This is a genomic window from Intestinibacter sp. (assembly GCF_034113885.1).
Taxonomy (GTDB): domain Bacteria; phylum Bacillota; class Clostridia; order Peptostreptococcales; family Peptostreptococcaceae; genus Intestinibacter.
In genome coordinates this window covers 1-26,237 of record NZ_JAXEWM010000067.1, presented here as the reverse complement: position 1 = coordinate 26,237, position 26,237 = coordinate 1, and the positions used below count along the sequence as shown (strand labels likewise).

22 protein-coding genes are annotated in these 26,237 nt (G+C 30.8%); all 22 read right to left on the bottom strand.

The window, feature by feature from the left end; translation table 11 throughout:
- A partial coding sequence (locus SPD90_RS04295; protein WP_320924414.1) for an IS1/IS1595 family N-terminal zinc-binding domain-containing protein occupies nucleotides 1-373 on the bottom strand: 373 nt, incomplete at its 3' end.
- 253 nt (nucleotides 374-626) lie between these two features.
- Nucleotides 627-1,352, bottom strand: coding sequence for a hypothetical protein (locus SPD90_RS04290; protein ID WP_320924413.1), 726 nt, complete (start codon nucleotides 1,350-1,352; stop codon nucleotides 627-629).
- Nucleotides 1,353-1,942: 590 nt separating this feature from the next.
- On the bottom strand, nucleotides 1,943-4,492 hold the full coding sequence (locus SPD90_RS04285) for a hypothetical protein (protein ID WP_320924412.1): 2,550 nt from the start codon (nucleotides 4,490-4,492) through the stop codon (nucleotides 1,943-1,945).
- A gap of 145 nt (nucleotides 4,493-4,637) precedes the next feature.
- Nucleotides 4,638-5,756, bottom strand: coding sequence for a glycosyltransferase (locus tag SPD90_RS04280; protein ID WP_320924411.1), 1,119 nt, complete (start codon nucleotides 5,754-5,756; stop codon nucleotides 4,638-4,640).
- Nucleotides 5,757-5,776: 20 nt separating this feature from the next.
- Nucleotides 5,777-6,880 carry a polysaccharide pyruvyl transferase family protein gene (locus SPD90_RS04275; protein WP_320924410.1) on the bottom strand — a complete coding sequence of 368 codons (1,104 nt, stop codon included), beginning with the start codon at nucleotides 6,878-6,880 and terminating at the stop codon, nucleotides 5,777-5,779.
- Nucleotides 6,877-7,980 carry a glycosyltransferase family 4 protein gene (locus tag SPD90_RS04270; RefSeq protein ID WP_320924409.1) on the bottom strand — a complete coding sequence of 368 codons (1,104 nt, stop codon included), beginning with the start codon at nucleotides 7,978-7,980 and terminating at the stop codon, nucleotides 6,877-6,879. Before SPD90_RS04270 ends, SPD90_RS04275 begins: the two co-directional genes overlap by 4 nt.
- A 22-nt stretch (nucleotides 7,981-8,002) precedes the next feature.
- The gene (locus SPD90_RS04265) at nucleotides 8,003-9,004 is read right to left on the bottom strand and encodes a radical SAM protein (protein WP_320624475.1); all 1,002 of its coding nucleotides are present in this window, start codon (nucleotides 9,002-9,004) and stop codon (nucleotides 8,003-8,005) included.
- Between the two features lies 1 nt (nucleotide 9,005).
- Nucleotides 9,006-10,238, bottom strand: coding sequence for a glycosyltransferase (locus SPD90_RS04260; RefSeq protein ID WP_320924408.1), 1,233 nt, complete (start codon nucleotides 10,236-10,238; stop codon nucleotides 9,006-9,008).
- Nucleotides 10,239-10,256: 18 nt separating this feature from the next.
- The gene (locus SPD90_RS04255; protein ID WP_320924407.1) at nucleotides 10,257-11,255 is read right to left on the bottom strand and encodes an acyltransferase family protein; all 999 of its coding nucleotides are present in this window, start codon (nucleotides 11,253-11,255) and stop codon (nucleotides 10,257-10,259) included.
- Between the two features lie 30 nt (nucleotides 11,256-11,285).
- On the bottom strand, nucleotides 11,286-12,206 hold the full coding sequence (locus tag SPD90_RS04250) for an alpha/beta hydrolase (RefSeq protein WP_320924406.1): 921 nt from the start codon (nucleotides 12,204-12,206) through the stop codon (nucleotides 11,286-11,288).
- Between the two features lie 10 nt (nucleotides 12,207-12,216).
- Nucleotides 12,217-13,737 carry a lipopolysaccharide biosynthesis protein gene (locus SPD90_RS04245; protein ID WP_320627226.1) on the bottom strand — a complete coding sequence of 507 codons (1,521 nt, stop codon included), beginning with the start codon at nucleotides 13,735-13,737 and terminating at the stop codon, nucleotides 12,217-12,219.
- Nucleotides 13,738-13,739: 2 nt separating this feature from the next.
- Nucleotides 13,740-14,885: a Coenzyme F420 hydrogenase/dehydrogenase, beta subunit C-terminal domain gene (locus tag SPD90_RS04240; RefSeq protein ID WP_320924405.1), complete on the bottom strand. Its 1,146-nt coding sequence runs from the start codon at nucleotides 14,883-14,885 to the stop codon at nucleotides 13,740-13,742.
- A complete protein-coding gene (locus SPD90_RS04235; RefSeq protein WP_320627228.1) occupies nucleotides 14,869-15,972 on the bottom strand; it encodes a polysaccharide pyruvyl transferase family protein in 1,104 nt (367 codons plus the stop codon). Before SPD90_RS04235 ends, SPD90_RS04240 begins: the two co-directional genes overlap by 17 nt.
- A 5-nt stretch (nucleotides 15,973-15,977) precedes the next feature.
- On the bottom strand, nucleotides 15,978-17,390 hold the full coding sequence (locus SPD90_RS04230; RefSeq protein ID WP_320924404.1) for a polysaccharide biosynthesis tyrosine autokinase: 1,413 nt from the start codon (nucleotides 17,388-17,390) through the stop codon (nucleotides 15,978-15,980).
- 22 nt (nucleotides 17,391-17,412) lie between these two features.
- Entirely contained in the window at nucleotides 17,413-18,678 is a 1,266-nt protein-coding gene (locus tag SPD90_RS04225) for a hypothetical protein (RefSeq protein ID WP_320924403.1), read from the bottom strand.
- Nucleotides 18,668-19,345 carry a sugar transferase gene (locus SPD90_RS04220; protein ID WP_331680294.1) on the bottom strand — a complete coding sequence of 226 codons (678 nt, stop codon included), beginning with the start codon at nucleotides 19,343-19,345 and terminating at the stop codon, nucleotides 18,668-18,670. The genes SPD90_RS04225 and SPD90_RS04220 overlap by 11 nt, the downstream gene beginning before the upstream one ends.
- A gap of 16 nt (nucleotides 19,346-19,361) precedes the next feature.
- Nucleotides 19,362-20,981, bottom strand: a complete 1,620-nt coding sequence (locus SPD90_RS04215) for an AMP-binding protein (RefSeq protein ID WP_320924402.1) — start codon at nucleotides 20,979-20,981, stop codon at nucleotides 19,362-19,364.
- Between the two features lie 547 nt (nucleotides 20,982-21,528).
- The gene (locus SPD90_RS04210; protein WP_320924401.1) at nucleotides 21,529-21,873 is read right to left on the bottom strand and encodes a hypothetical protein; all 345 of its coding nucleotides are present in this window, start codon (nucleotides 21,871-21,873) and stop codon (nucleotides 21,529-21,531) included.
- Complete coding sequence (locus SPD90_RS04205) at nucleotides 21,830-22,975, bottom strand: AAA family ATPase (protein ID WP_320924400.1); 1,146 nt, start codon at nucleotides 22,973-22,975, stop codon at nucleotides 21,830-21,832. The genes SPD90_RS04210 and SPD90_RS04205 overlap by 44 nt, the downstream gene beginning before the upstream one ends.
- Before the next feature lie 329 nt (nucleotides 22,976-23,304).
- Nucleotides 23,305-24,006, bottom strand: a complete 702-nt coding sequence (locus SPD90_RS04200; RefSeq protein ID WP_320924399.1) for a hypothetical protein — start codon at nucleotides 24,004-24,006, stop codon at nucleotides 23,305-23,307.
- A 3-nt stretch (nucleotides 24,007-24,009) separates the two neighbouring features.
- On the bottom strand, nucleotides 24,010-25,428 hold the full coding sequence (locus SPD90_RS04195; protein ID WP_320924398.1) for an AAA family ATPase: 1,419 nt from the start codon (nucleotides 25,426-25,428) through the stop codon (nucleotides 24,010-24,012).
- A gap of 221 nt (nucleotides 25,429-25,649) precedes the next feature.
- A partial coding sequence (locus SPD90_RS04190) for a hypothetical protein (protein WP_320924397.1) occupies nucleotides 25,650-26,237 on the bottom strand: 588 nt, incomplete at its 5' end.

Genomic DNA, 26,237 nt, shown 5'->3' with positions numbered 1-26,237 from the left:
TGTTGGAAAGTGGCGAAAAACTCCTCTCATCAAACGTAGTTCTACATTCTTTGCACATATATCTTTGGCGACCATTAGTCTTTCCATTTTTATTCAAACGCAAATTTCCACACTTAGGACATCTAAGCCCCTTCTTAAATCGCCCCTGCAAAATTTCATTTCTCCTATCAATCTCACTTTCAAACCCCAAATTATACAATCTTTTTATTTCATCCTGTGCAAATTTTACTAAAAAATCTATCTCCTCCTTACTTAAATCTTGAATATTCTTACGAAAATTTTGTACTTTACTTAGATCAAATTCGTTAGGATAAAACCTTCTCACGTTGTTTCTTTTCGAATTAAACATATCTGAATGTCTTTCATTGAACATACCAAACCCTCCCTGCTAAGGTAATTATTAGTTATATTATGTCCAACTATTTAACACCCTATACCTATGTCACAAGCTTATTAAATATAATTACAATGGCTGGAGTTGCTTTTTAAATAATGCTTTATAGAGTTGATTTATCTTCGATAGTTGAGCTATACAAAATAAATTGGTTTTTGAATAGACGCTTCGCGTAATAATAATAAAACTCCAGCCACAACCTTGACTGGAGTTTTTCTCATTTGATAGATTTTTAATTATTTGAAGCTTCTGCCCTTAATTTTTGAATCATTTCTATACTTAATCCTAATTTTTCAGATATAGTATCATCATCAAGTACATCTAAAAGTTTCTTTGCATTTTCAATTTTTTCAATATTTCTCCCCTTTTCAACTCCTCTTTTTTCAACTTCTGGATCATATAATGTTTTTGTCATAATATTCACCTCATCTTCCAATCTATCATCATTTAAATAGTTCCTATTTAAATACTCAATTAAATTATTTATTGCTAATAACATTTTATGAAAATCATCACCTAAAATTTCATGCTTATCAAATAAGTCCTTAGACTCATTCGCAAGCTTCTCAGCCAAATCTCTAGCTATGTAAGACATTTCTTTTATTCTATGTATATCATTTTTAGATTGCGCCCTTTGCAATTCTTTTCTCAAATTAAACAGCTGAAGTGGTATCAATGGATACATTTTCTTATTTATCAAGTCCTCATCTGTAAATTCCCAATACTTCATAACCTCAACACTGTATAAAATCACTTGTTCATCTGGAAAAACTATATTTAAATCCAATGAATCCTTGATATTTTTATTTTCCTCAAAGAAAATCACCTTTTGTTTAGGAAAATATATAGTCCTAATGCCATCTGTAGAATTTAAAGTAGCATTTTCTGCTGCCTTTTTAAATCCATATTCAAACATCCTTATGACCATTGTACTATCATTTTTTGTCTGAAATTCCAAATGATAATATGCTTTTTTATCGTTAAAATCATTTATTTCAAAAAATTTATCTCCTATAATTACATCGAAATTCTGTCCTATAAACTCATTTCTAATATTATAAATTATAATCAGAAATAAGTATATTTAAAACTTGTAAATTTTTCCTGTTAATTGACAAATATTCTTAGCTTGAATCAAGCTCATACCTATTTTAAATGTTGCAATTTTTTTTCCGCAGTATTGTGAATATATTTAACAACTTTGTGATACTAGTTTGGTTGTTTTTTTGTAAATTTTTTAGTTATGATGGGAGCTTTTGACAGTTATTTTATTTTGTTTTTAAATAATTCTATCTAGATATAGTGGATAAGGCCCTACGGGCTCGTATAATTATTAAGTATTATAAATCTATTTATTTATAGGCCTGTATCTCTGTCACAAAGTTGTTAAATATAAATACAATAGGGCGTGGGTGAGATATGTATATATGAACGCTTCGCGGTGGTGGGGTATTTTTTTTATAAAAATACTCCTTTATGGTATTTTTATCATTACCATAAAGGAGTATTTATTTCATTATAAGTATAAATTATGTTATTTATTTACTTTTATAACCATTTTTTTATACAGCTTATTATTGATTTTATTTTGTTTACAATTTTCTTTATTATACTTTTTTTCGCAGGTTTACTAGGTTTTACTTGTTTTGCAGGTGCTTTAAATACAGCATTTAATTGTACATTTTCTTTAGCTATATTACCCTTGCATACTGGTTCTTCTTCAACAGTACATCCAGCTTTTACTAGAGATTCTTTTACAGCTATATATTGATCTGTTAAATCATATGCTTCACCAGCTTTTAATCCTTCTACTACAGTATCTTCAGGTACCTTGATATCAGTTTTACCGTTTATTTGATATTTTATAGTTACAGAATAAGTATCTTCTTTATCCTCAGGTTCTTCAGGTTCTACTATTTCTCCATCTTCATTTAGCTTCCATAATTGTGTTCCATAGAATGGATTTGCTGTTCCTATGAAAAGACCTTCTTTAGTACTTTCAAATACTCTTATTCCGTGATTAAATTTATCATTGAAGCCATTTCTTGTAATTGCGTCGAAGTTTACTCCATCGCTTGATACTAATAAGTCAAATCCTTTTTCTGCATGTATACAATAGTTGTTTATACCTAGATAATAAACAAAGTTTTCTACATCTTCATTTTTTATTACCTTTTCAATTTTTTGTCTTACACAAGAAGGTAGATATTTTGATATTTTATCATATCTTGCTACTAAGCTATTAAAATCATCTACTATTGTTCTTTCATTATTTCTTAAGCTATATGTAGATTTATTTGACTTACCATCTATTTTGTCCATTACTTTATCTGAATCATCTACTATTTTATCTAAGTCTGATTCTTTTATATCTTTGATTTTATCAACTTGTTTTTCTGATAAATCACCAAGTAATTCTTCTTCTTTTGTTTTTTCAGCGTCGTTTGCTTCTGTATCTTGTACTTCTGCATCATTTTCATTAGTTAATTGAGCTTCAGTATTTACATCTTCACTTGCATTTTCTGCTTGAGCTTCGCCATCTTCTTTAGCTTCGCTGTTTGTATCTTCACTTACATCTTCTTTTGGAGCTTCACTATCTTTTTGAACATTTTGTTCTTCTACAGCAACTTCTGTTTCAGTTTTTTGAACACTTATTAATGCCCCTATCATTTCTTTTACATATTTCATTTCTTGTTCAAATTCTTCTGGTGTCATTTTTAATAAGTCGCCATTTGTAAGCTGTGTAAATCCATTAGTTAATGTTGAAGTATCATATGTACCTACATATAATTTTCCATTATGTTCTCCATATCTCCATACATATTGGTTAAATGGACTTCCAAGTCCTGGTCCTAAGTTTCCTTTTACTACTGGAAACTCTTCATTAGGTCTACCACCAATTAGCTCTATGTTTTCGTTTGTGTCCATTCTGTATAGATTTATACTATTATATAAATCATTATATAGAGGTTTGAAATTACCCTTGTCAGGTATTTCTGCTAAATCTAGCATAGGATCGTTGTAGTTACCTATGTATAAATGGTTATCGTATACAAATATGTTTCCTGCTGATGCTTCATCTACGCCTAGTCCAAATGAATATTTAGCACCTTTAGATTTGTCACCTATTATTTGAGTCCATTTATAAGTATCTCCTACTTCATCGCCACGATACATAGCGAATCCTCTCTTATTTGTAACTCCATTTTCATCTGTTTTTGCAGTAACCATTGTTGCATATATAGAACCATTAAATTCAACTATATCCCATAGTCCTCCACCGTTGATTCCATCTCTTATATAGCATGCAGGTAAATCATCAAAAGTATCTTGATTAGCTATTTCAGTCCATTCTTTAGATGAAGGATTTTCACTTGCTAACATTTTTATTCCTGGTTTATCACCTATCATACCAGTCACAGACACTATTAATTTATCGTCAAGTGCTACTAGACCACGTATACCATTTGCGACAGCAGGGTTTTTTAAGTATTCATCATATACACTTGTTACTTGATCATTATTTTCAGGGTCTATTTCTAATAATGATGATCTAGGGAAACCATAAGTTACAAAATATAGTTTTCCATTGTATTCAGCAGCCATTCTATATCCGTGTTCTTTAATTTTTGGATCTTCGTTTCTATAGACAACTTCTGCTTCATATGTTTTTTTATTTACTTTCATTATTACTGCGTTTAAGTCTGTACTTTGATAAAACGCGCCATTATACATTAAATCAATAGCTTTGTTAGCTATTTCTGATGCTTTTTCTTCTTCTACTCCTCTAGCTTTAAGATTAGCTACTACATTACGGTAATAAATACCATATATAGGATTATAACCAGTTCCTATATATATATAATCCCCATATTCAACTATTGACCAGCTGTAGCTATTTCCTCTGTCTTCATCTTCTCCTGTCAAAATACTATCCACTTCTCCTTGGCCCCTTGTAGGATGTGAAACCTTTTGAATTGTGAATCCTTCTTTATTGTAGAAAATGTTTTCTTCCGCAAAAGAAGGTATTACTGACACGCTACACAAAGTAGCTGCTAGTAATAAAGATAAAATTCGATTTAAACGTTTTTTTCTCATAACAACTCCCCTTTTTATAAATTAATTTATCTAGTTATATATTACTTTATAAATATATAAATTTCAACAAATTACATGAAAATGTGCTTAAATAATCGATGTATTGACATGTTGATAGTGCTTATACAAACACACAAATGTATATTTATCTGGAACAAAGTCGATTAAAAATATGCTCCAAGTCTAAAACAGTTTTGTCAATTGAAAATCTTTGACTAGATTCACACGCTCTTTTTCTAATTTCAATCAACTCTTCATCATTTATATGCTCAATACAATATAAAATTTTTTCACTTAATGATTTTTCACTAACACTCTCAATTAAAAATCCATTATTTCCGCTATCTATAATCTCTGGCAAGGCGCCCTTATTAAAAGCTATACATATAAGTCCAAATGCCATGGCTTCGGCGATTGTTATTCCAAAGCCCTCCTCCCAGGTCGCAGGATGGACAAATATGTCTGATTTATTTAACCACTCAGGTACATTTTTCTGTACACCCCTTAATACGACCTTGTCCTCTAACTTATATTCTTTTATTAGACTCTTGATATTTTCCTTTTCAGGGCCGTCACCTATTATATTGCAAATGAAATTTTTTTCAGAAGATATCTCAGCTAGTGATTTGACTAATATGTCGACTCCCTTTGCCTTAAACAGCCTTCCAACGTATATTATATTTACAGAGCCTTGTCTATTTTGCATGCCTATATCGCAATTTGGTTTGAATTTATCTAAATCTATACCATTATAGACAATATTTATCTTCTCGCCAAATTGCTCACCGTATCTTTGGATTAGGCTGTTTTTTACAGATTCAGAAATGGCTACAACTGCATCGCATCGCTTGAAGCACATACTATAAGCAAATTTTCTAAAATACAATCCCCTTTTAATATTTTCTCTCAAGGTATCTTGTATATTTCCATGCGAATATATGACTGTTTTCAAGCTCTTTAATCTCGATTTTAATACAGCTAATGCAATATGATTTATCGGAGCTCCATGATGAACTACGGCTACGTCAACATGTTCATCCTTGCATAAATTATATAGGTAGTTTATCAATTTAAGTATATCCTTATTCTTATAATTCAACACTCTAACGTCAGCGCCATTATCCCTCATATCCTCGGCGATCTCCCCACCAGAAAATACAAAGCAAAATATATTTTCCATATTAGTAGATTTTCTATAAATATCTCTGCACAATACCTCGATGCCCCCTACGGAACCTGTTGCTAATAAATGTAAAACCTTCATAATCTCAACCTCTAATCGATTTAATTTTTTAAGCTTTGACTCAAATAATCAAGAGACTCTACTCGTTTTCGCCCGATTATATCGTTGACCTTGTCATAGTCGATATGTCTATCTATAAACGAAAAATCGCCATAATCCCTTAATATTCTATCCTCTAATCCAGTCAATTCTAATATACTTTGATTTCTAGTAGCAGTCTCTCCTGGAAGTATATCTACAAAATCCTTGTTAAAATTAATAGCAAATGCAGTCCCATGAAAAGAATCGGTTATTATATATTTAGCATTATTTATGTAAGATAAGAATTCCCCTAAATTAGGTAAATATACAAATTTTCCACCTCTATTTATATGGTGTAGTGAAGGCGACACTCTAATTAATTTTAATCCCGTCTTTTTGGCAAACTCCTTAGCGTACTCATCCATACGTTTATTTCTATGCAATTGATATATAAGCACATAGTCCTTGTCCTTAATCTCGCCCTCAGCTAAATCAAGCCACTCGTTTTTATCTAGCAAAAGCGTAGGATCTAATACCTGCTTGACATTATCAAGCTTCAATTTTTCAAGTATATCCACCGCACTTTTTTCTCTCATCAATAATGCTGAATATTTCTTGACTAGCCTGCTTAAATTCGTGATATACTCATCATCGAATTTAGTTTTTCCAAAGCTAGCTGCATATGATATACATTTTTTACCCTCCGCAAATTCTAAAAAATAAGCTTTATCGTATCGATCATTTCCAATAGTCCCCCAAACCTGATCGCTACCTGTACAGTAAATATCAGCCTCTGGAGGGTCCTTTTTTAATTCCTCAAATGAAGAGTAAAGCTTTGTCATATTTAAGTATTTAAGTCTATACTTTTCAAAAGCCCTACCTCCAATGATATAATTAGGATTTTGCAAAAGCTTATAAATAAATCTAGTCAAAAAATTCTTATTCCAAAAATCGGATTTCTTCACCAATGTAGATGTGATCTGTCTGTAATCCTCATCCTCTCTTATATAATCGATGATATCTACCTCATATCCCATCGACTCTATAACTCTTTGCAGTGCATAGCTTTGACATAATGAACCATAATTCGTTATAAAATGTCGTGTTATTATACTTACCTTCATTTTTCCTCCAATTTTACATATATTTCTAAGGTCTTATCTACAACCTCATCCCAGCTAAAATTCTTCTTTATATATTCAACCAAATTTTCACTATCTAAATCAAAATTACCTGCATTTAAAATCTCGTCTAGCTTACTAGTCAAATCCCCTACATCCGACTTTCTAAAGCTAACTCCCATATCCTTTATAACTTCTACATTCTCCTTGATATCACTGACTAGACATTTTTTACCATAACTCATAGCTTCTAACAAGCTAATCGGCATACCCTCTATATCACTAGGCAAGATATACAAACTGCAATTACTAAACAATTCCTCTAAAAGCTGACCCTGAACAAACCCAGTCATCACAACTCTAGAATCCTGCTTAGCCATGCCTGCTATCTTCTCATAATACTCATCTGTATGACTGCTTCCACCTGCTATTACTAATTTTTTATCGGTATCTATATTTTTAAACGCTTCAAGCAAATAGTGTACGCCCTTTTCTGGCACGATCCTACCTAGGTACAAAACATAGTCATCGCCATTTAATCCATACTTGCTTTTTATAATATCTGGACTGACATGACTCGGTATATCGACACCGTTTTGTATATAAGTAGTATCCCTATTATATGTATCCTTAAAATACTTTTGCACATTTTCTGACAAAACAATTACTTCATCTGCATACTTTGCGATAATTTTTTCCCCAAGCATCAAATACTTAGTCGCAAATCCGCCCCATTTACTTCTCTGCCAGTCCAGGCCATGCACAGTAGCCACAGTCTTAATGCCAAATATATGTGGTATCAAAAGCATCACAGAAGGTCCCAAGGCATGATAATGTATAACATCGTACTTATTAAACACAGCCTTTATAGTCGCCAAAAAAGAATATATAAGCGCATTTAAGCTTTTTTTATCTACAGTAGGTACATTTATAATTTTGACTCCCTTAAAGTCCTTTATCTTGTCTACCTTTTTAGAGCTTCTATTATAAGCATCCACACTGTGATTTTTTTTAACCATACGCGTAGACAGCTGCTCGACTACTATCTCTACTCCGCCCTCTCTAGAGGGAATTCTCTTGTGACCAATCATTGCTATTTTCATATCGAAATACCCCTCTATAATACTACTTATTTATAAAGTCATTTTCATAAATAGAGTAGCCTCTTTTTATAAATTTGTGCTTGAATACCCACCATGCAGGCACCCAGATATATTTATGCATCGCAGGAGATGCACTACCTATCATCCAGCATTGTCTATCACAATTTTTAGTTTGACATCTGACCTTATCAGCCTGCTCTGAATTCCAAAGCTCATCCCAGCTTTGCTCTACTAAATTTCCCATGACTGCCTTTTTAGCCATACCATTACATGGAATTACATCACCAAATGGATCTATAAAAAACGCGTTTTTAGACATATCACAAGGTAGAAGTCTATCCTGACCGTAGATATAATTTATCAAGCCGTGGTTGAAATAAGCTCTAAACCATTTCTTAGGTGATGATGATTTAAGCAATTCGTTTATAAGCTTTTCAAAATTCTTAGCTACCTTCAGCTTATCGTCTATTTTATTGTCAGTTTTTCTAAAATAAAATGAATTGTGAAGTGTAGCTGTAGCAAATTCCATTCCCAATTCGTTAGATATGTCGTATAGAGGAACTAAATCCTCGCAGTTCATATCCTGAACAGTCATCCCAAAGCCGACATCCTTGTGTCCCATTTCTACAAGAGTCTTAAGCGCTCCATAGCCTCTATTAAATCCGTCTGGGATACCCCTAATTGCATCATTTGTCTCTTGAAGCCCCTCTATACTTATTCTTATCCCTATCTGAGGGAATTCCTTACAAAGCTCGATAATTCTATCCTTAAAGTATCCATTAGTAGATATTACTATTCTATTAGTCTTTTTATAAAGCTCCCTAACTATATCAGGCAAGTCCTTTCTTATAAAAGGCTCTCCACCTGTTATATTTGTAAACTCCATCTCTGGAAGCTTCTTTATAGTATCTAAGGTTATCTCCTCACTAGGCTTAGTGGGATCCTTATAGCAATCACACATATTGCAATGTGCATTACAGCGATATGTTACTATTACAGTTCCATAAAGATATCTCTTTCCCATTTTAACACTTCTTTCTATATAATTTATAATTCTCAACTATCCAATTTGCATAGCTTATCGGGTCAAACTCCCTCTTTGCAAATTCCAAGCTATTTTTACAAAGCTTTGTATATTCCTCATCACTTAAATTGATAAGCATCTCTATCTTATCTGCAAGTTCATCTACATCTGTAGCCTTAAATATATATCCTGTAGATCCCTCCTCGACAAGCTCCTTTAGTCCGCCTAAGTCACTTGCGATTATAGGTCTACCCTTTGCCATAGCCTCCATAACTGAATAAGGTCCGTTTTCATACCATTCAGAAGGTACTACTACACATTTACTCTTTTCAACTATAGACTCTAGCTCCTTACCAGTCTTAAATCCAAGCAGCTCTATCTTATCTGATAAATTATGTTCTCGTATATAATCTCTCAGCTCCTGCTCCTCTGGTCCTGCTCCAAGCACCTTAAGCACGACATTTTCCAGCTTTTCAACAGCCTTAAAAAGCGTCAACACACCCTTTTCCTTGCTAAGTCTGCCAAAGTACAAAATATAATCACTGACCTTATCTGGCAATCTATACTCAGTATCTACAGGCAGAGGATTTTTCCTATGCACGATATTACTTTTAGTAAAATTACCTTCTATTAATTTTTTTCTATAAAAATCAGAAGGCGCTATATACATATCGATATCGTCATACACTTTTTTGAATTTCAAGTAATGAGCTTCTATAAATCCAAGCGCACTTTTCGCAGTCGAATTTTTTATACATTTTTGCTTTATACAATTTATATATTTTTTATTTAAACATTTTTCGCAAATTCCATCACTAGACAGCATAGTGTAATTTGGACACACACAAATTAAATCGTGCATAGTAAAAAATATCGGAATATCAAACTCCTTGAGTGCCTCTACTATCGATAATGTAATCTGTCTATGAACTAAATTCAATATAGCTAAATCGGGCTTTTCCTTCTTTATAAGCTCAGTTATCTTCTCTTTAGATTCCTTTTTATAGACTATACTCAATGCCGATTTTATCTTCTCAATAACTCCTACATTTCCGTTGTAGTCGACATTATCTATAAAAAACTCCTCCTGCTCACAAGGTATATTCTTCTCGTCCTTCATCGCAAAATAAACAACCTCATGCCCAATCGCTTCAAGAGCCTTACCTATTGTAAAATAATATGTCTCAGATCCACCCTTTTTATAATGAAATTTATTTACTAATAAAACCTTCACTTTTACTTATCCTTTCTTCTAAGAGCCTATAAAATAATAAGATTTATCCTTTAATATCATCTTACCTAATACACAAACAAGCATCGCTCCTCCACCTAGTATCACCATATTAGAAACGACCATTACAGGTATACTAATGCCTGTATATCTATCCCATAAAAGCGATACAAAATAGTAAAATGGAACATGAGCTAAATATATAGTATAGCTTTTAGAGCTCAAATAAATCCATTTTTCAGAGCTGACCTCGATTGTAAGAAGCATCATTATTCCAGCAAGACATACTATCATAGTTATAACAGAATTTAATCCATCTAAATCTCCAATATGGAAATATCTAAATACCATATAAGTCAACACTAAGCTCACATAGAAAATTCTAACAACATACTTGTTTGAAACAATAAATTTCTCCAAATTGTACTCTTTAAATATCATACCTAGTAAATAATAATGCATCCATAAAAACGGATTTCTATAAGTAATAAAATCCACCATATTATTTGAAATATTCAACGCACACAATATTTCCTTGGAAAAATTAGCGCTAATTATAGAATAAATCAAAACCACCAAATAAAGTGGTATCAGCATTTTTCTATAGCCACATATTTTTTCAAATAAAAATGCAATAAACAAGCATTCTATCATTACAAATACATAATAATAAACAGGATGTACCTCACAGCTTATGAATCTAACTATATATCTAGAAAGAAACGTGTGATCTCCTAAGGCTATGTAAATAACAGTCATAATAACAGCGAAAAATACATATGGAGATAATATCCTCTTTATTCTCATAAGTATCTGTGCAAAGCTCAAGCCCTTCTTATGAAGTACTCCAGATACAAATAAAAACGCCGGCACTACTACTCTAAATACTACAGTCAAATAATCTGCCAAAAGCTGCATCTCTGCTCTTCTAGTCAATACAAGCGACAAACTATGTCCTAAAATAACACCTAAAATCGCAATCGACTTTATAAAATCATATTTTAAATTTCTCTGCTTCATATTCATTCCTCTATTTTACTTAATATTAAACTATACCTGACTTTTTAATGTGTCATATATTTGCTTCCAAATTTCTTCACTAAAAGGATCATGCCCAACTCCACTTACTTCTATAAACTGAGCATCTACGCCTAATTCCTTTAATTTATTATAGAAGCTTTTAGATATTTTTATTGGAACATATTTATCTTGATCCCCACTTATAACTAATGTCTTAACTAAATTTTTATTTACCACTTCAATTGGGTTTACTTTTGATAGGCAATCATAGTAATCAAGCTCCTTATCACCTGATAAAAACTCTGGATTTCTCTTGAAATATCCTATACTTTTATCTAAATCGACTATTTCTTGTTGCTTTTCCTCATCAATATTATCATAGTATCTCAAGTCACTAGGCCCGAACATATCTACTAAATATGATAAGTTAAAATCATAGTCATTTTTATTGTCACATATCTTCTGTGCAGCCAATATAGCAATATGAGCTCCTGCCGATGCACCTATTATAATGACTTTATCCTTATCGATACCTTTATCAGAATAATTTTTTACAATATACGTAATTGAATCAATGGCATTATCGACCTGACCTAGCATATTTTCATTTGGCACTAGCCCATAATCAATAGTTGCAGCTGCATATCCATGATAGCTAAGCGTGTAAATTACATTATTAAAATCATCCTTATCTCCTGCAACCCAAGTCCCAGAATGTAAAAATACTACTAAAGGCTTCTTATCACTCTCTGAAGCCTCCTTTGGAATAGCTAAATTAAAATCTAGCTTTCTATTATTTGCTCCTTCTTTATATACTACATCTCTATAATAATCAGCTTGCTCTGTAGGCTGATCTAATAGCTGAAATATTTTAGAGGTTTCTGTTTTCTTATTACATCCTGTAGCTAATAGCATAACCGACATACATAAAACTAAAATACGCTTTAACATACTACACCTCCTAATTTACCCTTGTTTTTTTCACTATTGATAAAACTCTATCGAAAATACTTTTTATACTATTTCTCTCAAAAATAAATCCTTCTACTAAAATTACAGCTACAGCATATATGCTTGTCAAAATAGCATAAAGCACCCAATCCAAATAATTGGATATATCGAATTTTATATAGTAAAATGGAATTACTATAATTATAAAATCTATAAACTTTCTAATTATCCTTATTAATGTACTTTTATAAGATAGATGGGTTACATTCTTAGGTATATAAAACATCAAATCTATATCTCTATAAAGATTAGATAAGCATACACCCGCTAAAATCCCCACTAATCCTAAGTATTTTCCAAATATAAACCCAAACACTATAGCTATCAATGCCTGTGTAATAGTCTGCCATTTAGTCTCCTTATAGTGACCAGCAGATATAACGAGCATCCCCTGTGGAGTTTTTAGATTATGCAAAAATCCATTTAAGACAAATAAAAATGCTATCAACGGCTGATAATAATTAGCGTCCTTTATTCCCGTAGTATAAACATTTACAAATGGCTGTAGCATAATCATCGTAACAGAATAAACAAACGTAATAATCATATAGTAAATACATTCAAATTCTTTGTAGGATTTTTGAAGTGTATCTACTTCATTTCTGACTATAATATCTCCAAATGTAGCAGACAGACCGCTCACAAATATACTCAATATTCCATTTATCCCTACCATCACCATATTAAATACCGAATACACACTGACCATCTTCAAGCTAGTAAGTATAGTGGCAAGAACAGTCGGAGCACCTATGTGTACTGATTGCAATACCTGTAAAAACAGCGCATCCCATCTTTTATTTAATGCACCATTATTAGGTTTTTCATTGAAATCTATATAATTGAAATTTCTTCTAGCATATATTATCAGAATAAGAGATCTAGCATAAAGCGCCACAATAGCGAATATATAAACTACCAATATATTGCACTTTAGCATAGATAAGACAAATATTATTATTGTATTTAAAATAACATACACTGACGATGCTATTGAAATAACATAGGTCTTCTGTGCAGCAGTCAGCAAGGTTCTATATTTAGCTAAGGTAAAGAACTCCAAAAATCCCTTTGCCCCAAGTGCTATGATTAATATAGAAATCGACATCGGTGACAATTCGTCTAGATGAATAAATAAAGGGTATATAAAAGAAAGTGCCAAGACTAATCCTACAAAAAAGTACCCACTTTTCATATAAAAGTTTTTAGCTGCTACGACTATAGCACTTATTGCCTTATGGTCATCATCTGCCAATGGCTTATATAATGAATAGACAGTAGCTCCAGATAATCCAGCTTCGACAAGGTTAAAATAAGTTATAAATTGATTTATAGAAGATATCAATCCATTGATTTCTGATCCATAATAAACAAGCATTATTCTAGGCACTATAAATCCTGAAATCATTACTATTGCCTGATACATAGCTGTAGTTATAGAATTTTGCAAAAAAGTTTTCGTTCTAGACATATCTACCATCTTCCCAATCTTTTTAATATTTTTCTTTTTATTTTTGTTTTGTACCCGCCGTAGCCAGTGTATTGTTTTAATATATATTCAAAGCCGTGATTTTGATAATCTCTCCAGAACCTGTCCATTTGAGTAGACATATCAGTAGAGCTTTTTAATCTAGGCTGCATAGCCTGATCTAATGATACCTCTTCAAAATACAAATCGTCCTTTATTTTATCAAATAAATCTACACCCTTTTGAGTATTTAACATAACAGACGATACACCCCTGTTGTCGTCGAAATTCTCAACTACCTTGTCTATCCCCCAAAAATCACCTAATGTAATATCAGAGGGTCTTTTAGTATTGGTAAATTTGCATACTGAACAGCTAGGTCTAATAGCTGTCCCCATATGATACAGCTCTGTATAGTATTTAGAAATTATCTTCTCCCCATTTTCAAGCTCATAGCTCTCCATATGAGAATTCCATCCACACGACTTATCTCTAAAGTCGAATCTAATTATCCTTGAATTATATTTATTTTCGATAAAATCTCTATAATCCTTGTATAGCTTAGGAGTTGGAATACTATGACATATCAAATCGCAAACTATCAGGTTATCCTTATATATATAATCACCTATATAGCTTCTAAATCCAGCAGTTTGACAAGGAGTCCCTGAAAACACGACATATTTCCCATCGTCTAAATCCTTCTTCGCCATTTTAAAGCAATCGCCCATATCGCTTTGGACATATTTAGAGCCCTGCAAAGACTTTATATCCTCATAGCTATCGATTCTCATATGTACTACATCTAGGCTTTCATCAAACCCACATCCGTATACTACACCGTTTTTGCTGTTTAAAATATAATCTGCACAGGCTGCAAACATCCCACCTGAACGACTCTTAGCTCTAACTGAATTGTCCTTATGCTTTACAGCGTATACCTTTGGTTTTTCCAAAAGGCTCGATTTATCGTAATTATCATTAAACTCACAGACACTTTTACATTTACCGCAGTCAACACACTTCTCTTCGTCTATAACTGGATATAAAAAGCCTCTCTCATCTGGCTTCATGGCAATTGCCTCCTTAGGGCATACACCTTGACATGCGCTACATCCACTGCACTCTTCAGCCTTATTGAATATCCTCATCAAATTCGCCTCCATCTGAGATTTGCTTTAAATATTCTACACATTCATCGACATTTGATTTCAAGGTTTCATTTACAAAGCCATAATCTATAGCTTCAAATATTTTTTCAACCTCGTCTACATCTCCAACTCTATCCTCTAAGCTCAACAGCTTAAGCAGAGTAAGCGCTCTTGAATTATGATTTTGAGCTCTCTTATCTAAATGCACAGAAAAGCTCTTATTAAATAAAATCGAAAATGCTAAACCGTGAAAAGAATCTGTCACAATATATTTAGCATTTTTAAACCATCCGACAAACTCCTCTGGAGATGTAGTTCTCTCTGCTATAAAGGATTTATTTATCCTCATCTTAGCCTGAACTACAACTACCTTCAGTCCAGTCTCCCTTGATAGCTTCTCTGCATATTCAAATACATCAGTTTTGTTTAACTTATATACAAGTATGTAATCATCTTTAATCGAAGGCTCCTCTGCTATTTTTTCCCACTCTTCCTTACTAAGCAAAAATACAGGGTCTAATGTAACCCTTGCATCTCTACCTACTAAATCCTTTACAATTTGCAGCCCTTCATATTCTCTGACTGCAATATTATTAAAATCCGATAAAAGTCTTTTGTACTCTCTCTGGTGCTCAACTGGTATTGTTGAGACACCAAAGCTTGCAGCGTATGAATTTTTCTTCTTAGAATCAGATAAAAAATCTAAAAAATAAGTCTTATCAAAATCATTTAATCTATAGTTCCACACCTGATCGCTTCCACATACAAATAAATCGTAATCTTCCTCTATATCCTTGATATTTTGAGAGTTGACCTCACGACTTAGGTTTAAATTCTTATTTATAAAATCTTCAAATCTCTTATTTTTCTTTATTCTTATAGGAAAATTATAAAACGCCAATATAATATCCTTTAAGCTAAACGATTTAAAATACAAAACAGAATATATCTTATTAAAATATTCATTTTTATAATCTACGACCTCTACATCATTTCCCAATTTTTCTAATTTAGATTTTAATGCATATGCCTGCAAAACGGCGCCGTAATTTATAGCTCTATGAAAAGTTAAAATACCTATTTTCATAATCTCTAAGCCTGTCCTTTTCTAAAATTAAATTTTTTATGTTTTCGTTTTTCACCATAACTATAGTAATATCCATAATCAGAGCTATTCACCTTAACCTTTGTTAAAATACTACCTATTATTTTAACATCAGCCTTATCTAATATTTCCCTAGCCTGTACTGCCTCATCTAAGTCGACCTCATTATATCCCACAATAAATACAACTCCATCGCTTATCTTAGATAATATACTAGCATCTGCAAATACTCCTACTGGAGGTGTATCTACAAATACATAATCATATCTACCTCTTACATCTGATATAAAGTGCTTCATTTTTTCAGATGATAATATATCTACTTGGTTGATAATCTTTTGACCTGCAGTTATTACATCTAAATTATCGTTTATTTTTTGAACTACATCATCAAATTCATTTTTGCCCTTTAATAGCTCTACAAGTCCATTTTTATTATTTATATCCATGATTTTATGAACCTTAGGCTCTCTTAAGTCACAGTCTACTAGTAGAACTTTTTTATTTTCCAATCTAGAGAAAAACACGCTATTATTACATATAGTAGTACTCTTACCTTCACCCTTGTGAGTACTTGTAAATACTATTACGTTATTTTTGTTATCTATGTTAGAAAACTCTAAATTAGTTCTAATTTTCAAAAATGACTCTACAGCATCCATATTTAGATTATCATCTGCTAAAATCACTTTATCCTTCATATCCTTGATTTTAGGGATTTGCCCTAATAAAGTAACCCTTAGCTTAGATTCAACATCCTCTTTACTTTTTATCTTATTGTCTAATATTTGTTTGAAGAATACTATCATCAAGCCTAATGCAAAGCCACCCACTAAGCCTACTAGTGTAAAAATAACTAAATTAGGCTTTTCGACTTCTTCAGGCAAGCTAGCCTTATCTATGACCTCGATACCAGCTACTTTAGTTATCCTAATTACCTCCTCTTCAAATAGGCTCGGTATAGTATTGCATATCTTCATAGCTCTGTCTGGATTTTCATCTAAGATATTTACCTGTATTACCTCTGTATTATTTAATATCTCTACCTCTATATAGTCCTTTAAATAATCCTCGTATTTAATATCTAAATCAAATTGTTCTATTACTTGATTTAATATAGTTTTTGATGTAAGTATTTCCATATATGTACTAGCTATTTTACGAAAATACTCTAAATCACTAACTGCATATGGTGAATTAGCATATTCATCCTTATTTTCTTCACTTAGATTTCTATTTACAATCAATGTCGTAGTAGCTTGATACAACTGAGGCATCACAAACTTGCTGACCACAAAAGCCCCCAGCCCACATACAAATGTACTTATTACAATTATCAATATATTTTTTCTTATTATTTTTAAAATCTTCCTAAGATCTATCTCCACTATATTATCCATATTCCCTCCTAATATTAAAAAGTCATACCAAAATTCCAAATATCAACGAAAACATCACAGCATAAGTATGTACAAATGCCGACTCCGAAGTACTTGCTATCAATAAATAGCAAAAAAGCATCATCGCTGCAAAATATTTTCTATTATTTTTACGATTATAAGCTCTTTGTATCTTTTTGAAAAATATCAACAATATAGCTGAATATCCCAAAAGTCCTAGATATCCTAATTGACCTAATATCATAGGCCAAAAGTTATCAGATATAAAGAAGTTATACACTTCTCCTAGTCCCCAAATTTTGTTGAGTCCGTATATATAATAAACAGGAGAATACATCTCCTTCGATGGATGCGAACCATAGGTACCAAACCCAGTACCAAATGGGAAATAATCTCTAGCTATATAAAATGAATTTCTCAATAATTGTTGTCTTGCTCCATCCTCTAAATCAAAAAAATAATACGATATTTGATCATAAGCTAAAAAAATCCCCAAAGCAGCTATTACAAACCAAAAACCTATAGAAATTTTCTTAGAAAACATCATCATATAAATATATGAAATCACTATAATAACCGCCATTACAATTGCCTTTGATCTTAGAGTCAACGTAATCATAATCAAGAGCATTCCTAAATATAAATATGTAACCTTCGATTTTTTTACCTCAGAATAAACAATCAGCGCAAGTAAGCATATACACACGCCAGCGACAAATGTAGGATGACTATAAAAAAGATACAACGATCTCAATCCATATCTAATTTGTGTCCTAAATATATGAAATACATAATCTAGGCAAGTCAACGCAAATAAAACTAAAGTTATTATCTTACAATTGATATTCAATATAGACTTTATTCTATCCCCATTCATCTCTGATGCAAATAATACCTTGCTTGTAAAATAAGCTAGATAAAACTTCCACACTAGCAATATATCCTGAAATACTGCTGAAAAAGGCTGATACTTATATTTAAAATTTGAGTAAAGACCAAAACAGGTTATAATCCCTAATAATACAACTATAATGATGTCGTCCTTTTTCACACGAGCCCTTCCATTTGAAAGCATTAAATATAAAAAGGCTATAGGAAATATAAAAACAGAAAACAGCTCATCAAAGTATTTAAAAGGACCTATTATCTCCTGTATTAAATTTTGAAATATAAATATGTCGATACATAATATAAAAAAAACCTGTCTATAATTTACTCCCTGTAAATAATCGATTATTTTCTTCCCTAGATAAATATCCTCTTTCTTTGCCAAATCATTAACTTGCATTTTTATCTCCAAATAATTTTTTTATTGTGCTCAATATTATTTTAATATCAACTAGCATACTTCTCTCTGAAATATATTTAAGATCTAACTCCATCCACTCATCAAATCCTATGCTATTTCTTCCCCCGATTTGCCAATAACAAGTCAAACCAGGCTTCACATAAAGTCTTTGCATTTCGTATGCAGAATAAGACTCTACTTCTCTTGGTATAGGAGGTCTAGGACCTACTAAGGACATGTCCCCCTTTAAAACATTCACAAATTGAGGAAATTCATCTATGCTGAATTTTCTAATTACCTTTCCGACCTTAGTAAGCCTTGGATCATCCTTTATCTTAAAGACTGGACCGTCCATTTCATTTTTATGCTTTAAATCCTCTAAAAGCTCCTCTGCATTAGGCACCATGCTTCTAAATTTATACATCTTAAATACTTCACCATTTAACCCATTTCTGTCTTGAGCGAATATAATACTGCCCTCTGGACTGTCTAATTTTATCAAAATAGATACTATTAGAAATACAGGTGAAAATATTATAAGTGCAAATATTGAGCCTAATATATCCAATAATCTTTTAAAAAACAAATATATTTTATTATTATTTATATCTATAGCGACATTTTTCTTTGTCATCAATACTTTTTTGTCAGAGACCTTTCCCTGCATGACACCACCTCATTTTTTACAAATTAAATTCCTCTATCGCCATTTCCTTTAACTTAAATTTTTGTGGTTTACCTGTTATTGTACAAGGGAAATCTTCAATAAATTTCACATATCTAGGTGTTTTGTAGATGGCTAGACGTTGTTTTACATATTCCTTTACGTCCTCCTCTGATAATTGATATCCATTTTTCAATATTACATACGCCATTACTTCTTCACCGTATTTTTCGCTAGGAACACCTACTACCTGTACATCCTTTATAGCCTCGTGCTTTAGTAGTACACTCTCTATCTCCTTAGGGTGAATTCCTTCTCCACCACGTTTTATCATGTCCTTCTTACGTCCGCAGATATATAGATATCCTTCCTCGTCCATGCTAGCTAAGTCACCTGTATAGAACCAGCCCTCTTCATTTAGACATCTTTTAGTTTCTTCCTCTTTATTGTAATATCCGTCCATATTACCTAGGCCTTTTACAGATATTTCACCGACTGTATTGCAAGGAAGCTCCTCTTTAGTCTCAGGGTCTACAATTTTTACATCGTAAATTCTAGACGGTCTGCCTATAGAATGAGTAAGCTTTTCATATGGATCTGATAAGCTCGTAGTAGTTACACTTGGTGACTCTGTAAGTCCATAAAGTACAAACACCTTTTCCACCTTAAAATCCTTAGATAAGCCTTCCACTAATGCCGGCGGGCAAACAGCTCCTCCTAATAAACATTTCTTATGATTTGATAAGTTGTAATTATCTAAATTCTCATAATGCATCATAGCTATGTACATAGTAGGTACACCCATTGATAAAGCGACCTTTTCAGCTTCTACCGCCTTTAAAAACTTCGATGGTGAAAATCCATCCATAATTACACTTTTTGCACCAACTATCAACGGATATACTACTAATCCATATAATCCAAAATTATGGAACATAGGCAATGAAGTTCCTACAGTATCCTCCTCATTTAACCCCATTCCCTCTATAGCACCTATTATGCTATAAAAAATCGAACGTTGATTTACCATAACTCCCTTTGGATCACCAGTAGTTCCTGATGTATATAAAATATTTACTATATCAGTTGATTTCACAGAATTATACATATCCTTTAAAGTTTTATCATCTATATCGACAGAATCCTCTATAATAGATTCTAATTCATAATCGAAAATTATTTGCTTAAGATTTGGATAATTAGAAGATTCAATTATATTATCCTCGTTTTGAAATGCATTAGGAATAAGATTTTTTATTATGCCTTTGCAATTGATTGATTTTATCTCCTCACACATAATTATAAATTTACAATCGCTGTCTTTTATTAAATAATCCATTTCTAGCTCTTTATTAGCAGTATTCACCAAAACACCAACAGCGCCTAATCTAGCCAACGCCAAATAAAACAATACCCACTTATAGGAATTTGGAAGCCATATCATAACATGATCCCCTTTTTTAATTCCTCTTTTTATAAAGCCTTTGCTTAATTTATCAATCATATCTCTAGATTGATTCCACGTTATCTCTACATTAGAATCTATATCCTTTATAAAAATATTATCCCCACGTCTTTCAACAGTATGAGAAAATACTCTATCCACTGTAGACTCAATATTTACTATCTCATTATACATAAACCTTTTACCCCCTATGAAAATTTTCAATTGTAAAAATTTGACTATTTCCTTATTATATATTTTTTGACATATATTTTCAATAAATTTCATATATTTGGAAATTTAATAATTACTTTGAATATACTGTCAAACTTTTTAGAATTGAGGTCATTGAATAACCCTGACAAAAGGAGATATTCCTCTCAGATAAAATTTTTTAAAGATCTTTCCCCTATATATATGCACACCTAAGGTATTGTGATTATATTTAACAACTTTGTGATACAGGTTTGGTTATTTTTTTGTCGTTTTTTTAATTATGGAGAGAGCTTTTGTTATTTATTTTGTTTTGTCTTTAAATAATTCTATCTAGATATATTGGATAAAGCCCTACGGTCTTGGATAATTGTTGAGTATTACAGATCTGTTCGTTTATAGGCCTGTATTTCCGTCACAAAGTCGTTAAATATAATCATAATGGGGCGAAATACTTTGTATTGTATTTATTGAAATCTGCTTGGCATAATGATTTTATATACAAAAAAGAGAGTATTTCTACTCTCTCTTACTCAAACTCTATCAATTGTAAGTCTAAAAAAGCCACACACAATAAACTCAAAGCTTTATATTTGCCGTGTTCAGAATAAAATCTTTCCTGATATTCAAATACATCCATATTTGTTTGAAAAAAATCATCTATATCATAAGAATCTATCCCAAGCTCCTTTATTGCAAGCTCAAATTGTTCAATGGATTTAATTATAGATTCTTCATTTATACGTCCTTGAAACATTTTTTGCTCATGCAAATAATGCTTAAGAGCATCACCAGTTTCAAATTCACTTTTATATGAATTATCATCAAAATTAATTACTAGCTTCTTCATAATTATAATCAGGTATACCTCCAAAAACTCCTCCGAGATACATCTTTTCTATATTTTGCGCCTCTCTCGGTCTTTCCTCTGATGCTCTTCTAATTTGGCTTCCACTATCTTTAAACTCAGTTATGTAAATTTGATCTGGTCTAAAGATAGAATTTGATAGTAAATTAGTCGAATGTGACACTAAAAATAGCTGAGAATTGTTGGAATTAGTCATAAAAAATTTTACCAATAGCTCTTCTAATTTGTTGTGTAATCCGCTACTAAACTCGTCTATTATCAACATTCCATCGTTTTGTACACAATAAAAAAATGATGGTAACAAATTCAACAATGTTTTATTACCCAATGACTCTAAAAAGTATGGAATTGGCTCTCCAATTCCTTTTCTTTTGAAAAAAATTGCCTTTTGCTCCTCTGATTTGATGGCAAATCTATTTCCATAGCATTCATCACAGTACTCTATTCTTTGCTCGAAATTCAATTTTTCAAAAAAATTATTTATGGGCTCGACACCATATTTTTCGATAAATGGTTTTATAGTTATAGGGTCTTTTTTTCCCATGTAAATAGTTTTATCATATGCATTTATATATATAGAATTTAATAGAAATTCAAACCATTTTTTTAAGGTATTATACCCCCTGAATTTTGTGTTAAAATAAATCTCTCTAATCAACAGGGAATCATTATCCAAGCCTTCAAAAATTGGATTTTCTGTTATATTAGATTTTCCGGTATCTCCTATTCTATCGATTAAAATACTGCCATCTAGATACAATTTTTCTATTAAAATGTCACTTATTCTATCGTATTCGATGTAGTATTGAATACAAGAGCTGCTGATTTCAAATGTATATTCTAGTATCATATTTGTATCGTCTGAAAACAGGCAAAAATCATTTATAAATCGAGGCTGTTCCTCTTTAAATAAAAGTCTTAATAGCTTTGCCATTGCTTTTATTACAGTAGTTTTTCCTGATGCATTTGCTCCTACAAAGATTCCACCTTTTAACACTCCATTGCTTACATTGGTGTCAGATAGTATTTTATAATTAGTCTTTTTTAAATCTATTGTTGTTTCTTGTTTGAAAGATCCAAAATTTTTTATTCTCATTTTAGTTAACATATTTACCAACTCCTTATATTATATTATAAGCAAAAGGTAAAATTTTTACACTATTTTTTTATTAAAAGTAATTTTTTTACTTTTTTTATATATTTATATTTTATCATTTTTATAACATATAGAAATGCTAGATATTTATAAGTATTATATGGATTTTTCTTTTCAGATAGCTTATGATATTTATCTTCTTTTTAAACCTCTATACCTCTGTCACAAAGTTGTTAAATATAATTACAATGAGATAATCATAGTTATTATGTAATTATAGTTTTTTTTTATTTTAAATTAATAAAACCGACTTGCTTATTTTAACAAATCGGTTCTATATTTTAGTCATCTATATCCTTTTTATCCTTCTCAAAAAATAAATGAAAATTAGAAGACCTACTTAAAGAATTTTTCCCCTCCTTCAAAAACTCCCATGTATCTAAATATTCACCTTCTACCTTAAACTTTGGACTATTTATAAATTCTACAAACCCGCTCACATTTTCGGCAAATCTGTCACTAAATTCATATGCAAGTTCCGCTTTTGTATCATCTGGTACATTTTGCTCATTATGTAACACATGTTCTAAATTGCAGCAGAAAAAATACATTTTATAATCAAGTCCACCTATTTTTTTAGTTGTGTAAAGTTTATTTAACAAGTTTCTTTTCCTATTATTTCGTTCTATAGCATTAATTTTATTTGGTGCTTCCATATGATCTTCAAAATACATTATTTCCTTTAAACTACTTTCTTCTACCACAGTATCATCATCTACATAAACACCATCTATATCAACTAAATGTACAACTTTTGCTATATCCTTTTTAGAAAAGTGGTTATTAGCTAAAAAATAATTTATTAGTTCATTTATCCTCTTTTTTATATTAGTAGGATTAGATTTTATATCTGATGTAATATCTCCATGTACTACTTCAAATCTTACATTTTCATCCTTAAATAATCTCGACAAAATTAAACCTAAAGAACTTTCATCAGTTGGTCCCTCTACTATAAATAATAATACCTTCTTCTTTGCCATAACCTATTTCTTCCACGCCTTTCTAAAAGAATAACTTATCTCATACTTATTAGTCTCATCGTACAACTCTTCTTTTTGTCCTCCAAGCACAATTCCTCTATAGTAGACATCGCGCAAGTTATTCGTAGGTTTTACATTTGTCAAGCTAATATATCTATTTTCTGGATTAGTAGTCGTAAACACAACTAAATCCTTATTCAATGTTTCTAAAGCTCTAAGATTGTGAGATGTAAATATCAACTGACCTTTTGCCTCATTCCCTAAAATCGCTAAAATTTCACCTAATAAATACTCAAAAATCCCAGCATCTAATTCATCTATAGCAACTAATATTCTTTCATTATTGTACATTGCTATTAAGGCACTTAATATACAAATTATTTTCTTTATACCATCTGATTCATATTTTAAAGGAATTTCTCTATCTCCCCTTTTAGAAAATAACTTGATTTCAATCATATCATTTCCTTTTTTACCTTTAAATTTACTACTTTTAAGCAATATTTCTAAATTAGGAATGATTGATGATATAACGATATTTATTTGATTTATAATTTTTTCTATTACTAAATATCTTTCTTCCTCTAATTCTGAAGTTTCAAATAAATTTATAAGTATACTTCCACCTGTAATTTTATTACCGTCTTCTATTCTGAAATTAAACGGCATAGCTATATTGCTATTTGCCATACTTAATTGTCTATTATTTATTACAAATAAATTAAACATACTATAGTATTTAAGATTTTGTACTATATTAAACATTTTATCTTCTAAATTATCTTTTAACACCTTTATCATTTTATTAGAAAAAATAAATGAAGTTGAATTTTCTTGAGACATACTTTTAGCAACATCTATTTGTATTTTAGTATCTATATTTTTTGCAATTTCATCATATCTGCCTTTTGGAGTAAATATATATTCCTGATTTTCAATATTATAATCCATAATATGTATTTTACTCCATTTGCCAGATTCACTTTTATACGAAAAAGACAAACTCTCTTTATTTACCAATATTACCTCTTCATCTTTTTCAGAAATATCATCATTTAAATAATCTGATACAAATTCTTCATCTATTTTCTTTCTTGTCTTTATCTCAAAATCATAAAATACTTTATATAGTTCATTATCATTATTGTTTTTTAACAAAAATTCAAATCCAAGTTTACAATATTCCTTTTTATTTCCTATAAGATATTTAGTATTTGGACTTATACTTCGTCCAGATAAAACAGCTTTAAATAAATCCAACGCTTCTATAACAGCTGTTTTCCCAGATCCATTTTGTCCGTAAATGCCCAATATATCCGAAAAAACATTTTTTTTATTATTTTCACTAAATCCTAACTTACCCTTATCGACATTCTTAAAATTTTCTAAATATATATTTTTTAATCTGATTATATCGTTCATAGTATAACCTCCATCGCCTATACTTACTTTATATCATTAATATACCCTATTTTCAATTATTTTATTCAAAAAAGTTATTTTTTATTACTTTTTCCGAATAAATATAGGAAATTTTAGACTTTATAACTGCAAGACTTTTATAAAAATAAGAAAATCCCAATAAAAATTATAGTAATTCTTATTAGGATTTATCCAACTTCAACACTTATTTGATATTAATTTTATTCATTAAAAGTTTCAAAAGCTTTTTCTATACTATCTTGACTAATTATTCGATCATTCATTTTAGAAAAATCACTTTTCATTTCAATATCTATAGCTTTAACTAAAATCTCATTTGCATCAATTATATTAAATTTATCAATCTCTTCTAATTTATCACAGAAATAATCTATTGTATTAATTTTTTTATTGTTTACAATTACTTTTTTGCCCCAAAATAAATCCAATATTGATTTATTTAATCTATTTTTATCTAAACTTAATAGCTTAGAAATTGTTCTCTCAATAAACTCTTGTATATCTCCTTTTTTCCATTCTAATCTTAATATATTTGACTTAAAGTCTTTTAATAGATATACTTTATCAATATTATCATCATCTTGTTTAAATATTTTTATTGCTATATCAATATTATTCTTTTCAAAAAATGTACTTATTAACTTTAATCCCTTTAAACATTTTGACATCATTTCATAATCTAGCCAATTTGAGCTATTAATAAATATTACTATTTTATTATAAATATCCTCATATAACATTAAATTTATTTTATCTTTATATATTTCTTCTTGTTTACAAACTTTAAC